Annotated in this window: 14 protein-coding genes and 4 pseudogenes; 12 read left to right on the forward strand and 6 right to left on the reverse strand. The window is 35.5% G+C overall.

Annotation, left to right across the window (positions count from 1 at the left end; translation table 11 throughout):
* Positions 1-162 precede the first annotated feature (162 nt).
* From NKG37_RS19385 to NKG37_RS19420, 8 genes are all read left to right on the forward strand, one after another.
* A complete protein-coding gene (locus NKG37_RS19385; RefSeq protein ID WP_109768540.1) occupies positions 163-1,479 on the forward strand; it encodes an IS1380 family transposase in 1,317 nt (438 codons plus the stop codon).
* Between the two features lie 935 nt (positions 1,480-2,414).
* Positions 2,415-2,621 carry a DUF1657 domain-containing protein gene (locus NKG37_RS19390; protein WP_013352384.1) on the forward strand — a complete coding sequence of 69 codons (207 nt, stop codon included), beginning with the start codon at positions 2,415-2,417 and terminating at the stop codon, positions 2,619-2,621.
* Positions 2,622-2,703: 82 nt separating this feature from the next.
* Positions 2,704-3,177, forward strand: a complete 474-nt coding sequence (locus NKG37_RS19395) for a YhcN/YlaJ family sporulation lipoprotein (protein WP_009336487.1) — start codon at positions 2,704-2,706, stop codon at positions 3,175-3,177.
* A 17-nt stretch (positions 3,178-3,194) separates the two neighbouring features.
* Positions 3,195-3,674 (forward strand): stage V sporulation protein AC, encoded by a 480-nt coding sequence (gene spoVAC, locus NKG37_RS19400; RefSeq protein WP_254415142.1) that lies wholly within the window; start codon positions 3,195-3,197, stop codon positions 3,672-3,674.
* Positions 3,674-4,693 carry a stage V sporulation protein AD gene (gene spoVAD, locus NKG37_RS19405; protein ID WP_061794311.1) on the forward strand — a complete coding sequence of 340 codons (1,020 nt, stop codon included), beginning with the start codon at positions 3,674-3,676 and terminating at the stop codon, positions 4,691-4,693. Before spoVAC ends, spoVAD begins: the two co-directional genes overlap by 1 nt.
* A complete protein-coding gene (spoVAE, locus tag NKG37_RS19410) occupies positions 4,690-5,040 on the forward strand; it encodes a stage V sporulation protein AE (RefSeq protein ID WP_098797242.1) in 351 nt (116 codons plus the stop codon). Before spoVAD ends, spoVAE begins: the two co-directional genes overlap by 4 nt.
* 11 nt (positions 5,041-5,051) lie before the next feature.
* Positions 5,052-5,258 (forward strand): DUF1657 domain-containing protein, encoded by a 207-nt coding sequence (locus NKG37_RS19415; protein ID WP_254415143.1) that lies wholly within the window; start codon positions 5,052-5,054, stop codon positions 5,256-5,258.
* Positions 5,259-5,287: 29 nt separating this feature from the next.
* Entirely contained in the window at positions 5,288-6,148 is an 861-nt protein-coding gene (locus NKG37_RS19420; protein WP_254415144.1) for a DUF421 domain-containing protein, read from the forward strand.
* A gap of 480 nt (positions 6,149-6,628) precedes the next feature.
* On the opposite strand, the pseudogene NKG37_RS19425 reads toward NKG37_RS19420, so the two are convergent.
* Positions 6,629-7,972 (reverse strand): annotated as a pseudogene (locus NKG37_RS19425) (IS1380 family transposase).
* Between the two features lie 402 nt (positions 7,973-8,374).
* Here NKG37_RS19425 and NKG37_RS19430 point away from each other — a divergent pair.
* Together NKG37_RS19430 and NKG37_RS19435 are read left to right on the forward strand one after the other, a co-directional pair.
* Positions 8,375-9,298 (forward strand): ornithine cyclodeaminase family protein, encoded by a 924-nt coding sequence (locus tag NKG37_RS19430; protein ID WP_254415145.1) that lies wholly within the window; start codon positions 8,375-8,377, stop codon positions 9,296-9,298.
* Positions 9,299-9,367: 69 nt separating this feature from the next.
* Positions 9,368-9,739, forward strand: a pseudogene (locus tag NKG37_RS19435) (ATP-binding protein); the annotation flags it as partial.
* Positions 9,740-9,842: 103 nt separating this feature from the next.
* Here NKG37_RS19435 and NKG37_RS19440 read toward each other — a convergent pair.
* Both NKG37_RS19440 and NKG37_RS19445 read right to left on the reverse strand, forming a co-directional pair.
* Entirely contained in the window at positions 9,843-11,381 is a 1,539-nt protein-coding gene (locus NKG37_RS19440; protein ID WP_254415146.1) for an ISL3 family transposase, read from the reverse strand.
* Between the two features lie 93 nt (positions 11,382-11,474).
* Positions 11,475-11,705 (reverse strand): annotated as a pseudogene (locus tag NKG37_RS19445) (transposase); the annotation flags it as partial.
* A 347-nt stretch (positions 11,706-12,052) separates the two neighbouring features.
* On the opposite strand from NKG37_RS19445, the gene NKG37_RS19450 reads away from it, so the two are divergent.
* Entirely contained in the window at positions 12,053-12,427 is a 375-nt protein-coding gene (locus NKG37_RS19450; RefSeq protein WP_254415147.1) for a VOC family protein, read from the forward strand.
* 316 nt (positions 12,428-12,743) lie between these two features.
* Here the strand turns inward: NKG37_RS19450 and NKG37_RS19455 are convergent, their stop codons facing one another.
* The 3 genes and pseudogenes from NKG37_RS19455 to NKG37_RS19470 form a co-directional block, all read right to left on the reverse strand.
* Positions 12,744-13,646: a TOPRIM nucleotidyl transferase/hydrolase domain-containing protein gene (locus NKG37_RS19455; protein ID WP_254415148.1), complete on the reverse strand. Its 903-nt coding sequence runs from the start codon at positions 13,644-13,646 to the stop codon at positions 12,744-12,746.
* Positions 13,647-13,847: 201 nt separating this feature from the next.
* Positions 13,848-14,410: pseudogene (locus NKG37_RS26400) on the reverse strand (NAD(P)H-dependent oxidoreductase); the annotation flags it as partial.
* Entirely contained in the window at positions 14,407-15,285 is an 879-nt protein-coding gene (locus NKG37_RS19470) for a DMT family transporter (RefSeq protein WP_254415150.1), read from the reverse strand. The pseudogene NKG37_RS26400 and the gene NKG37_RS19470, both read right to left, overlap by 4 nt.
* Positions 15,286-15,402: 117 nt before the next feature.
* Between NKG37_RS19470 and NKG37_RS19475 the strand changes: the two genes are divergently transcribed.
* The gene (locus tag NKG37_RS19475) at positions 15,403-16,290 is read left to right on the forward strand and encodes a LysR family transcriptional regulator (RefSeq protein ID WP_254415151.1); all 888 of its coding nucleotides are present in this window, start codon (positions 15,403-15,405) and stop codon (positions 16,288-16,290) included.
* Positions 16,291-16,381: the final 91 nt, after the last annotated feature.

Consider the following 16,381-nt stretch of genomic DNA (forward strand, 5'->3'; position numbering starts at 1 on the left):
ATACTAATACCTGAATTATTCATAGAAAATCATTAATTGGCAACTAACGCCTGTATAATAAGCTTTTTTGTTAAGAAGTAATTCACTTAATAAATGAAAAAAGAATCCGTTTCTGATAAGGTTAAAGCAACTACGAAATAACCATCAGAAAGGATTCTTATAATGGCTACTTTACCGCAATTAACGCTTGATTTCAATCATAAGGTCAAATTATCAAATGATGGAGGTTCTCTTTCGTCCGATACGGGTGAATTCATCTTTAGAGAATTCGATGAAAAAATTGGTTTTTCAGAAACATTGGCTAAACATTTAAATTTGAAAGATGACAGACTTTACTATTTTCATTCAAATGAAAACTTGCTTCGTCAAAAGATATATCAAATCATTGCTGGCTATTCCGAAGACGACGCTGCCGATCAACTAACGAAAGACCCTGTATTCACTCAAATTATTGGAACGGATGCATTAGCTTCCCAGCCTAGTTTGTCACGATTTTTTAAACGGTTTGATAGCCAATCCATAGCGGAATTAAATCTAGCTAACCAAGACCTTATTGACAAAGCACATCAAATCAGAGAGTCCAAAGCACTCATCTTTGATTTGGATTCCACGCATTCAGATACCTATGGAAATCAAGAGTCCGCGGCTTACAATGCCCATTACGGAACAGTCGGTTTCCACCCATTAGTTGCCTTCGATGGAGTAACCGGTGACTTTATCAAAGCTAAGCTTCGTCCTGGGAATGTCTATACTTCTAACGGTGTTGTTGATTTCATTCAACCGCTCATTGAACATTACAATGAAAAGTTCCCAGAAACTACACCACTTGTTCGTGGTGATAGTGGCTTTGCCATCCCAGCTCTGTACGATTTGTGCGAAAAAGAATCAGTCTATTACGTTATTCGACTCAAAGCAAATGCCAATCTACAACGAATTGCGGATGAACTCCATCCATCATCTATGACTTCCGAGGTCACGAATACGGAATGTTATTATGAAGAAACCATTTATCAAGCGAAATCATGGTCTAAGCCTAGAAAAGTGATTATTAAATCCATCCGTCCTGCAGACGAGTTGTTTTTCACGCATTCCTTTTTTGTAACGAACTTGATAGACGCCTTTTCACCAAAAGATATTGTTCTTTCTTACCAGAAAAGAGGTACGATGGAGAACTATATCAAGGAAGCCAAGAATGGTTTCTATTTAGATAAAATGAATAGTCATTCTTTCCAGGTAAACGAAGTAAAGATGATGTTGAGTCTGCTAGCTTATAACCTAACGAATTGGCTGCGTACACTTTGTTTTCCGGAAGAACAAAAGACTATGCAAATCGAAACAATACGAACACGGATTATTAAAGTTGCTAGTAAATTAGTAAAGTCAGGAAGATCCCTTTACTTTAAACTATCTTCAAGTTTTGTGTACCAAGAATTCTTTTGGAAAGTACTTCGGCGAATTCAGAACTTGAAGCTAGAGTAACCATCTTAATACCTGTTTTTTAAAAGTTAATGTCTGACCAAGGGAGTAGTCTGCCCAAAAACCGACTTTCTTCAAGCACTTGCTTGAAAACCACATCGAAGTGTCCCAATTTACTATGAATTTTTTCGAGGGTGTAGAAAAGTATTATATTTTGGTATTATTTATGACTTAAGTTCGAAGTATGAATAATTCAGGTAATATTTACTTTCTGTTTTTTGTTGTCTTGCCTTCCAGAATATAAAAGAATTTTTCCCTTTCACATCTCCAACTTTTAATTTGACAATGTCACCTACCTGTAATTCTGTATTAATCCCCATCAAATATAGCTATACATCTCTTTCGCCCAATCTCGGATTTTTGGTTTCCTTTTTTTCTCCCAGTTTAATCCCAAATTTTATTTCTTCAATGTCCTTTTTTGGTTTTAACGTTAAACGTTGAAAGGATTTCTATTTTGTTTTGTTGTCATTTTTTCACCTTCTAAAATGTATGAAAAATTTGATGTTTAATAACAAAACAGTTCCTTTTTATGTATTAGACAAACCTTAATACGGCGACAAATGCATGCGTTTATCTTTGTTATTACATTTTCAATGTTAAATACCCATAAATAGGATGATTAAGAGGGAGAAACTCTTAAAACTTTGGGATAATATCCGAAAAATGGTCCTTTCAGGAAATACAATCATCTTATTTTATAAAGGTAGGGGTGTAAAAGAAATTGAAGTTGAGAAAAGAAAAAATGAAAAGTTATAAGAGCTATTGCTGTCAACGAGAAATAGAAGAAATGATGGGGATATGGAAAAGGGGTTATTATCGAAAAAATGGAGCTATACGTCAAAAATAATTTAGATTTAAATTTCCCAAAAATCATTGAATAAAAAATTCTCCATAAAGCAAAATAAAAGAGTAAAAAAAAATTCAAGGAGGAAATTATCATGACAGTAATAAATGACGTTAAAACAGCTCTAGCAGGATTGAAAAGTGCTCAAGCTAGCTTTGAAACATTTGCTCTTAGTACAGATAATCAACAAGCTAAGCAACTTTACCAAGATGCAGCTAAGCAAACCCAATCCGTTGTAGACAGCATTGAACCACGTGTTCAACAAATCGAACAAGAAGAACCTCAATACAAACAACAGTAATTAGTAAGGCGAAAAAAGGTTGGCCTCTTAACCAACCTTTTTTCAGCTGTTCAAATAATAGGAAAAAATGGAGGTGATTTTTTTGAAAGATAAAATAACCACATTGAAAAACCTACTTTTTATTATAATGGTCATTGGTTTCGCATCAGGATGTAATGGTAATCAAAATGAATTTATTCAAGGTAATAGTACTTTTGGTATTTCACAAGTACATACAAGTAAGCCAATTGATCAATCCGTTGCCAATCATGCGAAAGAAAAGATAATTGCCAAGGAAGATATTACAGACGTAAAAGCTGTGAATACTGATAAAGAGCTTATGGCAGCGATTAAAGTTGAGAATTTTGATCGATTTCGATTAAAGAGTATCGAGAAGTCAGTAAAATCCGACTTAGAAAAAAAATATCCCGACTATAAAGTTTTTGTTTCGACTGATAAAAAAATATTCTGGGAGCTTGAAAAGGTCGAGCAAAGACTGAAAAAAAACGATATGAATAAGAAGAACTTAAAAAATGATTTGAACAAACTGAAAAGTCTTATGAAGGAACAAACCTAAAGAGGAAGGATCGAGTTATGTCTAACAATCAAAAGAAACAACTTACTCCTGTGCAACAGGAATATCAAAAATTGCAAAAACAACGAGAGATCAAAAGACCGGTTGTTAAAAATTGTATTAAGGCCTTTTTAACCGGTGGACTTATTTGTTTGATTGGTCAGCTTATTTCAGACTTTTACATTTATTATTTCGATTTTACTGAGCAAACGGCCGGAAATCCGACGGTGGGTACGTTAATTTTTATTACAATGCTTCTTACTGGTTTTGGCGTATATGATCGAATGGCCCAATTTGGTGGGGCTGGAACAGCTGTACCTGTAACAGGTTTTGGCAATGCGGTTATATCGCCTGCCATTGAGCATCGAACCGAAGGATTTGTACTGGGCGTAGGTGGCAACATGTTTAAATTAGCGGGGGCGGTTATTTTATTTGGTGTTTTTTCTTCTTTTGTCATTGCCTTAATTAAAACCACTTTAATCCAGTGGGGTGGTTTATAATGCTAGCAGGTCATCGTACATGGATCTTCGAACAAAAGCCTGTCATTATCTCCACTGGAACCGTTGGTGGACCATTTGAAGCCAATGGTGCTATCCCAGATGATTTCGATACTCTTCATGCTGATTTATGGCTTGGGCAGGATTCCTATGAGAAAGCACATAAAATCCTTTTTGAAGAGGCTTGCCAAAAAGCCATGGAAAAAGGGGGCATACAAAAGGATCAAGTTCAATTTATCCTAGCTGGGGACTTAATCAATCAAATCACCCCAACAAGTTTCGCTAGCAGAACGATTGGAGCTCCTTATTTTGGCTTATTCGGTGCTTGCTCTACCTCGATGGAAGGACTGGCTCTAGGTGCTTATATTGTAAATACAAAAGGAGCGAAATATTTGTTAACAGGAGCTTCCAGTCATGATACAGCTGTTGAAAAACAATTTCGGTATCCAACTGAGTATGGTGGACAAAAGCCACCTACGGCACAATGGACGGTTACTGGTGCAGGTGCAGCCCTATTAAGTGATTCTGGGGAAGGACCTCATGTCACATCTGCCACAATTGGTCGTGTAATCGATATGGGATTGACAGATCCATTTAACATGGGAGGAGCTATGGCGCCAGCTGCGGTTGATACCATTGAAGCCCATTTAAAGGAACGAAATGTTGAGCCATCTTATTACGATTTAATTGTAACCGGTGACCTTGGCCAAATCGGACAGGAAGTGTCCATGGATCTATTTAAAAAGCATGGAACTCCTATTAGTGAAGAACAATACCAGGATTGTGGCCTTATGATTTATCGGGAAGGACAACCCGTTCTTGCAGGAGCAAGCGGTGCAGGCTGTTCAGCAACGGTAGTTTATGGGCATTTATTAAACCGCATGAAAAAAGGTGAATTTAAACGAATGTTAGTTGTAGCTACAGGTGCTTTGCTTTCACCGTTGTCCTTTCAGCAAAATGAAACAATTCCTTGTATCGCCCATGCAGTGTCAATTGAATACGGAGGTGAACAATTAACATGATCTATTTTTGGGCTTTTGTCGTAGGCGGTTTAATTTGTATCATTGGGCAAATTATGTTTGATGTATTTAAATTGACACCAGGTCATACCTTAAGTGCTCTTGTAGTGATTGGGGCTCTTTTAGATGGATTTGGACTATACGAGCCTTTGATTGATTTTGCTGGGGCAGGGGCTACCGTTCCGATTACAAGTTTTGGGAATTCCCTTGTTCATGGTGCGATGCAGGAAGCAGAAAAACATGGGTTAGTTGGTGTACTGACAGGAATGTTTGAAGTAACTAGTTCTGGTATTTCAGCTGCCATTGTTTTCGGCATGATAGGAGCTTTAATTTTTAAGCCAAAAGGATAAGGAGAATTAGGATGACAGTAGGATCAGATGTTAAACAGTGTTTTGCCAGTCTAAAAGGGGTAGAAGCAAGTCTCTCAAGTTTAGCATTACGGACTCTTGATGATGAACCGAAGCGAACTTTGCATGAGGCTATGATGGTAGTACACGAAGTAACAAAAGTTTTAAAAAAAAGAGTAGGAGAACTAGAAGGAGAGGAACTTCAGTACAAAGGTTTCTAGAAAAACTATATTTACAGGAGGTGTAAGCAGTGCCTGAATGGTTAGATATAGCTGTACGCTCAGCATTCTATGTTGTTGTTTTATTTTTCATTACAAAGTGGTTAGGGAAAAAGCAAATTTCTGAACTATCTTTCTTTGAATATGTCACCGGTATGTCAATTGGAAGTATTGGTGCAGAAGTGGCTATAGGACTTGAACGGAACTTTTTTCACGGAATTATTGGAATTGTCATTTTTGCGGCTATCCCCTTTTTCGCTGGTTTAATTTCCTTAAAAAGCAAAGGTTTTCGCAATTTTATAGAAGGAAAAGCAACTGTATTTATCAAAGATGGGAAGATTATGGAAGATAATTTAAAAAAGGAAAGATATACGACAGATGAACTGTTAGAGCTACTTCGCAGGAAGGATGTCTTTCAAGTCTCTGATGTAGAATTTGCTGTTTTAGAGGCAACAGGTGATTTATCTGTGATGCTAAAGAAAGAAAATCAACCTTTAACAGCAAAGGATATAAACTTGAAGGTTGCTTCAATCAAGGAGCCTCAGACCATTATTATGGATGGTACAATAATGGATGAACCACTAGCCACGATTGGACGAAGTCGGGCTTGGCTACAAACTGAATTAGAAAAACTAGGGGTAACGATTGAAAATGTATTTCTGGGACAGGTTAATTCTTACGGAGAGTTAACGATTGATCTGTTTGACGATAAATTACAAGTCGCCCCCCCACAAGAAAGGCCCTTAATTCTTTCAACCTTGAAAAAATGTCAAGCAGACTTAGAACTATTTGCTCTTGGAACCGAATCAAAAGAAGCTAAGCAAATGTATAGTAAAAATAGTGAAAAACTACAAGAAGCTATTGATAAAGTGATGCCTATTTTAAAAGGATAATGGTTTATTTCGCTATCTTGGATGATCTTAAGACACATAACAAAAAAGTAGTACCATTTTTTATATAATATCATTAAGTCGAATCTTGAAAATAAAATCTTTGGAAAAATATTTTTTTTAAATTGATTAGAGGGTGCTTAAAATATTAAAACATTACTGGTTAACTTTCTCTGTTAATTTTTGCCGTATAGTCAAAGAGATGAACATCCTTAGTCTGACTTCAGACTAAGGTGATTTTTCCTAAGAGGTGTTAGAAGTGTCTATTTTTTTAGTTAAATTAATGCAACACTAGTGAGATGGTATATTAAATATTACCTGAATCCGTGATAAAAAATAATTCTTCCGATAATTTTAGGAATTCCTTATTTTCTTGCCATTCGTACTAATTTAAGTTGGATTGATTGTTTTTTGTGTACACTAAATAAAACCTGCTTACCTATAATTTTTTTCAGGTCTTATTACCTATTCAGTTTCCTAGGCTTATGTTGTAAATGAAAGATACAGTCGTTTAAAAGTAGGAAACCAAGGACTATGATTTCCAAACTTTAAGTAAATTCTTCGGGAATGCTTTACCAATTTTGCAGCTAATGTAATCAAATTCTGGATAACCGTTTTTACTCGGCGACGGAAGACCTTTCTTTTAAGCGGCGCATCCCCTGATTTCAGGCTTTCTTGGCCAATAATCCGAAGGAGATTGTAGGTTAAACATCCAAGATGTAAGATTAATTCATTGGTGGCAAATTTCCCAGAAGGGAAACGTTCTAGGTCTAAATCCGTTTTTAATTCACTGTGGAATTGTTCACAAGTGGCATGTTCGTGATAAAGGCTAATTATTTCCTCTGTTTCATTAGGTAGGGTAGTCCAATAGCTCTCAAACTCAACATCTGGGATTAAGAGGATTTGGCCGTTTTTATCAATCGTTCTTTCTGTTACTTTATAGACTTGGCGAATGGCTTTTTTCATTCCCTTTGGAGTTGTTTCTAAAGCACCATAGAATACACGTTTTCCTTCTCGCTCCTGAACGCATTTACCGAATTGTTCAGCTACCATGAGCCAGTTTTCAGGCTTTTCACGGCGAGGATTTCGTTTAATTATGAAATCGGCCTTTTCATTCACACAAACTTTTAGGTTTTCGACACTATCGTTTCCTGCATCCATACGGACCAATAACGATAGATCAGTAATCATCCGAGAATATATAATACTTTTCTCGAGAAATTTCTCAGTATCCTTTTGAACGTGTGTGCTTCCCTCCCGAAGTTCCACATTTACAACGTAGCCTTCTTGACCCAAATACTAAGAAAGAAGGGAATACCCGTCACATCCTTTGTATGTGCGACTAACCCCTTCTTTCTTAGTATTTGAGTTATCAAATGGCGATACATCAATATCCAGAGGTACGTATGATTTTTTGTCACTAGTAATTGTTGGAGTGACAGGAGAATCAAATTGCCGTATTAGTTTAGCCGATTCTTCCAGAACAATGGATTTCCATCCAGTCACCTTGGCAATTTGATCGAGTCGTTGCCGTAGTGTGGGACTTGATGGAACCACTTGAATATCCAATGCACGATAAAAGAAGGGATCATCTCGAAATTCTTCGATATGGTCGAAATCATTCTTACCTTGGCACAATAGACCCACATAAGAAGTGGTAACATCCCCATTAAGAATGGCCGGAGACGACTTGATTTCTGGGACCTTTAAGGATGAAAAACGTTTGTAAAATTTTGTTTTTGATAAAAGCAAACCTATTAAACCTAGACCCGAATGGGTCGTTAATGTATCATCGGAATCTTCTAAAATAAACTTAACCAATTTCAACACCTGCCTGGTGAAATAAAATTATCAACATAAATCAGCTGATAACATTATTATATCAGGCTTTGTGGGCACATTTATTATTAATTACGTCACGGACTCAGGAGTAACATTATTAAAAAAATTTCAAAAGTTATTTTTGATAGAATAATTTTATAACCATATTTAACTAACTTCGAGAAGGCGAAGTGCCTAATCGTAGAAGTTATTGTACTAATAGTGCAGGTTTGTTGAAGAAGGAAGATGATTCAGAATTGAGAGTTTATCTATATTTTAAGAGGTTATTAAAGAAATGTTAGCGAATATAATCTCTAATTATTATGTTTACTAATCACCACCTTTTAGATAAAGGAGAATTCTTTATAATGAAAACATTATTGCTTACTCGTACAGAAACAGAACTTATTGGAGCCTTTAGAGCTTTACCCAGCTTTAAAAGCAGCCTTTTCTTCATATTCTTTATCTCGTGAGATCCCAGCGCAAAGAGCCCGTTCTAGCCTTCCTCAAGAAAACACCAGTGTTATGCTCTTGTTCCCTGGACTGATCTCAAATATTCCAGCATATACGGTAAAGGATCATGCTAAATTTCCAACTCATTCCCCATCTATTAAAGGTGTCATAAACCTCCATGATCTTGAAACAGGACAACTATTAGCCATAATGGATTCTACCTATATTACTGCGATTCGAACAGGGTTATCTGGTGCTATTGGTACTCATTTATTAGCAAGAAGGGATGCTGATAATGTGGCAATTATTGGCGCAGGAGTCCAGAGTACACTTCAACTTCTCTCTCTTAAACATCTAAGGGAAATTTCTAGAGTATATGTTTATGACAAATCTCTTGAAAAGGCAAGTTCTTTTGCAAAGAATATGACTGAGGAGTTAAATATTCCCATAACTGTTTGTAATAGTGTTGAAGAGGCAATATACAATGCAGATATTATTATTACTGCTACATGGTCAAGAGAGGCTTTTGTATTTTCAAACATGGTTAAGAAAGGTGTGCATATTACGACACTTGGCCCAGATGAGCCAGGTAAATGTGAAGTTAGTGCAGAGCTAATCGAGAAATCCATATTTATTTGCGATGATAGAGATCTTGCAGTGCAAATGGGAGCTATAGGTGGAGTAGGATTAACAGAGGATAACATTCATGCTGAAATTGGTGAGGTTATTCTCGACCAAAGTTTAGGAAGAACAAATAACGACCAAATTACAGTATACGGATCCGTGGGGCTAGCTTTTCAAGATTTAGTGGGAGCATGGCATGTCTATCAGAGAGCTAAAGAACAAAAAATAGGACGATATATAGATTTTTTAGGATAGGGAGATTTATTCTTATCCAACTAAACCAGCTAATAGTTTGTCAATATTTTTCAATAAAAACTTAAAGCGATATTCACATCAATGGGAGATTTAATTCATAACCTGAAAACAGAAGAAATCACACGAAAGTCAAAAGCAAGAATGAAAAGAATTAGAGAGGCTGATTTAGTCATAATAGATGACTTAATGTTTATGGCAATGGATCAACAAGAAGCTAATATGTTCTTTCATTTAATTAATGACTTGTATAATCAGTCTTCCATTATCTTGACCTCTAATAAGGCACCAAAAGAATGGGGAGAATTATTGGGTGATCAAGCTATAACAACAGCAATTCTAGATAGGATTCTTCACCGAGTAGAAATCATTCATTTAAATGAAGATAGTTATCGTATGAAGCATCGTTCTACCATATTTGGGGAACAAAGTGTTTCAAAATAACGAGCAAAAATTGTTTCATTCTACGGCTCTTACGCACTTTTGGTGAAAACGTATATGTCTGGATATAAAAGAATTCTAATATTTTTTTAGAAAAACATTTTCTCTATAAAGTTAATAATACTCTTTGCGTTAATAGCTTGCTGCTCGCACGTCCATACATCATTCGTTTGATGGTTTTGAGTCGGTTAACATGCCCTTCCGTTATTCCATTACTAAAAGAGAGGAAACATGCTGCTGTAATTGCTTTTATGTCTTTCTCTATATAGCTCATAAATGTTTGGATAGCTGAAAAAGGTAAGCTTTTATATTTTATAAGCCAATTTATTAAGCTTTCCGCCTGCTTTTTACGAACAATAGATAAGAAGTCTTGAATCATACGATGAATTTGTTTCAACTCAGGAAATTCTTTGTGAAATTCCACTGGTAAACTATTTTTCCACTTTTCAAAATGGGTCTCTGTCCATATAGACCATAAAAGAGTTGCTCGAGATACTTGGAGTGTAGTTTTTCCAAGTTTTTGTTCTCTTCGTATTTGAGCGACAACCGAGTTGAGAGTAGAGCGTGAGCCTTTGTATCCCTTCTTTCGAAGAAATTTTTCCATTTCATCTACAGTCTTTTCCTCTAGGTTCCACTTTTGAATGGAGGAGAGAAATGGATTTAAGATAGAGTTACGATGGAAATCTGGTTTCTGTTTTCGTTGTAAGTCTGCATACACTGTGCCACGACTTATGCTCATGTGTCGAGCAATCCAGGCAATCTTTTTTCCTTGCTGAACCAATGCTTGAACTTGTTGACTGCGTTGCCAGACTCGCTCCTCATGCAATTCTCGTTGAGCATCCAATTTCCGTACTAGGGGAATCGGTTCATTAGTTTTTGTGTATTCTGTTTTCTTCCATTCCCTAGGAACATACTGGTTTAGAGATTCTTTTAATGCATCAAATAGTCCTTTCAATAGATGCCAACGATCTGCTACCTGTTGTGCATTAGGTAGAGCTTCAGAAATGGCAGAAGCATAAGAAGTCGAGCCATCACGACTTACCGTTTGTATAGCAGGGTGCTGTTTCAACCATTCTGTCACATTTTCTTTTGTCCGACTTTCTAAAATCATCACAGGTCGTCTTGTATCGTGATTGATAATAAGCGTTCCATAGCGATTGCGTTTTTTAAAAGCGAAGTCATCTATTCCAATGTGAACCAAGGTTTGTTGAGCAGGCAGTTCCAATTTATAAAGTACGCGGAGAAGCGTATCATGACTTGTCCGGAATCCTAGTAATTTCGTCACTTTAGATACCGTCATACAGTTGGCAGATAAAACAATTTGTTGCAATAAATCTTGCAAACGATTTGTTTTTCTTTGATAAGATTGAAGCCAGGAAAATCTCTCGGTAAATATCCGTTTTGAGCATGTCGAACTATCGCAAAAAAATTTCTTTACTTGTAGTTGTAGATGGATAGACGTTTGTTGAATAGCTAAATCTTGAACAAAACGTGTATAACGACTATGTACTCGTGATGAGGTCTTGCCACAAGAAGGGCAAGAACAAGACTGATAGCTAGATTTTAGAATATAAATATAGCTATGGGCTGCTTGAAACGAAGAAATAAGCTCAACTCCTTCGAATGAAGGATAGAAATTAAACATGAATTGCCATACTCCTTTTTATCTTACTATACCATTCTTGATATCCCTTCACCAAAAGTGCGTAAGAACCCATTCTACTTGACGGTCACACCGTTCCTCCAAGTAATGAACAACTGGAGTTTGATAATGCCCAGTAGCTTCTAAAACTATTGATGGTTTCCTGCCAGAATCTCTTTTCACATCCTCAAGAAAAGAAACAAGTGAACTAAGCCCCTCCATAGTATGAGAAATTTTAAAACTCCTACGGTAAGGTTTGCCTTTATCTAAAAATGCTTGAACCTGACTTTCCCCTTTTGAAACATTCAGACCAACGACTGGATTCATTCTAAATCTCCTCCTAAACTAGTAATTTGCCAGTACCCCTGTTACCTCCATGCAGTGTCACAGCTTCGCTTGTTATACGAGATCTATGTCCCAACCAGCCTCAATCATGTTTCTACAAGTAGGGGGCGAACGGTTTAGTTGACGGGATCAAAGCCCCACGAGCAGTTACGTTCTTCCCTGGCTACTGATATAATAAAACCATATAAAAAATGGTCAACCAGAAATATTTAGCATTCTGGTTAACCTTATAATACGAACGGGGCAGTTTAATTTAAAAATCGGAAGGAAAAAGGAATATAAAAAAGGAATTATTAGATATACCCGATTAAATAAAGGAGAGGTAGATTATGAGTAAATCATATATTGAACAAGTACATTATATTAGAATTCCTGTAAAAGATTTAGAGCAGTCTGCACAATGGTATAGAGATGTATTAGGACTCCGGTTATTAAACATTACTGAGGACCCATATGCAATTATAAAAGTAAATGAAGGTCCTTTTTTACTTATATTAGTTCCAACTGAAGATGACACATTTGCACATTTTACAGTTAATAATGAATCAGCTTTCAGTATAGGCTTTACAAGCCCAGAATTATCTGAATTTCATCAACATCTAATTAATAATCAAGTTAAGGTGGAGGATATACAAGAAGATAATGGTCATGCCTTTTTCCACTTTTATGATCCAAATGGTAATAAATTTCAAGTACACTGGTAAGATTATATAAATATTTCATTAACGGGTGCTTCAACACAATAAGGAATTAAATTAAAGAGCCTGAAATATGCAAGTTTTTATTCACTACTTGTATACTTTGGCTCTTTTTCAATTCGTAAAATATACTGCCACTAACAGCATTTTTTGATTGCCGAATACACTGCTTGCCAATTGTGTATAAATATCAGTGTTTATACAGTTTTTCATTAAGAAATAATACAAACTGATATATAAACATACTGCCAAAACCAACATCATTTAAATGCCAGAAACATTTTACTCTTTTAAAATGCTGAAGTAAAAGAGAATTGTTTTTTTATCGCCGATTATTTTGAACAGTATCAACTATCTCTTCAAGAATTGAGATAATTTCTGTCATTTTAGACTCTTTTAATTGGTCTAATGTAATTTTTTCTAAAAAATAATTGATAGGTTCTGCTCGTTGTTCCCATTGTTGGATTAAAGCTGTTCTAGTATTCTTAAATTCTTCATCAGCATCGTAATAAGTCGTTAGAATATGTTCGATATGTGCTTGTTGTTTCCCTAAATTTGAGAACATAATTTTAGGTTTTAAGTTTTGTTGGAAATTCCGTTTACTTCCCTGATTTCTTTGTACCTTTAATCTTTCCTCTTCATATTTGAGGAAATATCTGTCACACATTTTTTGTACAGCTTCTAACTCAATAGCAAAAACAGTATTAATTAAAGTATGATCCAAGAAATAAGACTCTATTGCGTATTCTGTTAGTACCTTTAATTGCTCAGAAAATAATCTAACACCATTAGACGAACCCTTGTCTATTAAAAAGCGTATTCTATCATCCACATTTTCACCATCAGAATCTGTTATGACCCAGAATGGTGTTCTCACAGCGTCTTTGTGAAGAATCTTTGCATTAGCGTAGAAACTCATTTTGTCAAAACCATCCGTTTGAATAATATCAATTTCTTGACCTGCAAAGTTTTCACCATACCCTTTGTTCTTAGCAATCTTATCAATTAATTCCTTAAATAGAATATAATCATCTTTACCTTCAACAAATACGACTGCATTTTTGTTAAGAATGTCAGATGTTTGAATGCCCAATTCATTAATAATGGTTTCTGCAGTGGTATCTACAAGAGTAGTAACTCCACGTTCTTTATTAACACAATGAACATTAGAATAAAATTTATGGAATGGACTACAAATAATACAATGCGCCAGCCAACAATTCAATCATTTGTTGAAAAACTCTTTCATAATGCACTCGGTAGTTTTAACAACAAATTACTATCTATACTCGCTTTTCAACTGATGATTTTCGTCATAATGTGAGTGTGGATGATATGGAATTGAAGGTATTTCTAAAAGATGATGTAAACGCCTTTTATACTCTTCTAAATAGCTTTTTCGTTCTTCTTCATCATGTGATGGAGTCCAAGCAATGAATGGCTCTACAGGATCGAACCCCGCAAAATAAAGCATCCCATGATTGATATGATAAAGGATTTTTTCATGTATATCTCCATCCATTCCATATGGAGTATATGCCTCTTTTGGAGAACCTGTAGTAATTGATAACATTGCTTTCCTTCCTTTGAGGCCACCTGTGTCATACCGCATATCCCTTGAATAAACAAATTCCGAAGCAAAAACTCTATCAAACCATCCTTTAAGATGGCTGGAACCGAGTACCACCAAAGAGGAAATTGGAAAATAACAAAATCTGCCCAAACAAGTTTTTCTTGTTCTTCTTGAATATCTTTCAAAAAGCTATTTGTTTTAACTGCATTTTTTTGTTCTACTGCATATTTTAAAAACTCATTATTTTCTCGTTTGATAAAGTCGTCGCTATCCGCAACAGCCTTAAAGTTCATATCATACAAATCGGATACTTTGACTTGATGACCTAATAAAGTTAATTCTGAAACAGCTAGGTCCTTTAATGCCTCGTTAAAAGATTTCGGTTCTGGATGTGCGTAGATAATTAAAATATTCATTCCTTTATCTCCTCCAATATCATTTGCTTTTTTGATGGCAGGTTTGCAATTAATACACCAACGAGAATGAGCAAAGCACCTAAATATCCTTGTCCTCCCATGTTTTCACTTAGGAAGATAAATGCAAATATTGCTGAGAAAACTGGTTCGAGAGAAAATACGAAACCGGTGCTTTCAGGAGTTGTGTACTTTTGAGCGATTGGTTGCATCACAAAACCATAAGCAGAGCATATGATCGCTAAACCAAGTAGTGCTAACCACTCCACTGCTTCAATTGGTAAAGCAGGTGTCTCAAATAAGAAAATACCTATAGTAGCATAAATACTAGCAAAACCCAGTTGAAACATCCCAAATTGAAGTGCATCAAGCTCTTGAACAAAGTAATTTGTAACGATGATGTGTACCGCATAAAGAAGGGCAGCAACCAAACATAAAAGTGAACCTAATGCAAATGTAAAATTATTTGTAATTGTAAGTAGTGATAAGCCAATGGAAACAGTTATAACCCCGTATGTAATTTCTTTGCGAGGTAATTTTCCTGTAATTAGTGTTTGTAATATAGGCACTAAAATGACCGTTGTACTTGTTAAAAAGCCTGCTGAAGAAGCTGTTGTCGTTTTCATTCCATACATAAGCGCAATGAAAATCCCGCATAAAAGTGCTCCTACAATGGCACTGTATTTCAATATTTTAGTATTTACACTAATTAGCTTTTTATAAAAAATCACAATCATAACTAGAAATGCAATTCCAAATCGTAAGGCTACTACAGTGAAAGGAGAAACAGAATCCACCAGAAGCTTCATAAAAATATAAGATGTCCCCCACCCTAAAGAGACAGTTGCCAATAACAAATTTGCCTGTTTTTGTGTCATCTAATTTTATCCTTTCAGGTATTTACTAGTGGCTATATCGTATCATCTACATATACATTAGTGAAATTAATATTTATAATGGAATTATTATGATTTCTAATACAAGGAGTATATAGGATGAACACATATCATGCTTTTATGAAAGTAATTGAAACAGGTAATTTTACTAAGGCTGCTGAAGAACTAGGCTATACTCAGTCTGCCATTAGTCAGATGGTGAATTCCTTAGAGAAAGAACTTTCAACAACTCTTGTTTTACGCTCTAGAACTGGTATAACTTTAACACCAGATGGCGAAGAATTTTTACCTTACATTAGAAATATTAGCAATTCACATGTGGAATTATTGGAAAAGCAAAACGAGATGATGGGGTTACAAAGTGGACTTATTCGTATTGGAACATTCTCTAGCGTTGCATGTCACTGGCTACCAAACTGGATAAAGGATTTTAAAAATAAGTACCCATCTGTTTCTTTTAATATATATCAAGGAGAGTATACTGTTATTTCTAACTGGATTAAAGAAGGGTTCGTAGACTTTGGCTTTGTTAACCCCGCTGCTGTATCTAAACTAACAACCATTCCATTAAATGAAGATGAAATGCTTGCCGTAGTGCCAAAAAGTCATAGATTAGCATCTAAAAACAAAGTTTCATTGAAAGAACTAACAGATGAACCTTTTATACTTTTAGATGAAGGAGAAATAAATGAAGCATTAACTATTTTTAAACAAAATTTTATTGAACCTAATATACAATTCCGCGTACATGACGATTATGCAATTATGTCTATGGTTGAACAAGGTCTTGGCATATCAATTTTACCGAAACTAGTCTTAGATAGATGTCCGTATAATATTCTAACAAAACCAATCTCTCCATTTGTTGCACGCACAATAAGTTTGGCATATAAAGACAAAAGGGTGTTACCAATAGCAAGTAGGTATTTTATTGACTTTATCCTTGAAAGATTTAACGAAATATTTTCCGGTTTAAATATAGAGTAAAAGACAATCCAATAGGTTGTCTTTTTTGGTTTAATCTAGACATGTTTGTTTAACATTATGGTCCTTTAAGGCTTAGTGACAGGGTAGCTGC

Origin of the sequence: Niallia sp. RD1 (assembly GCF_024219955.1) — a bacterium.
GTDB classification, from domain to species: Bacteria; Bacillota; Bacilli; order Bacillales; family Cytobacillaceae; genus Niallia; species Niallia alba.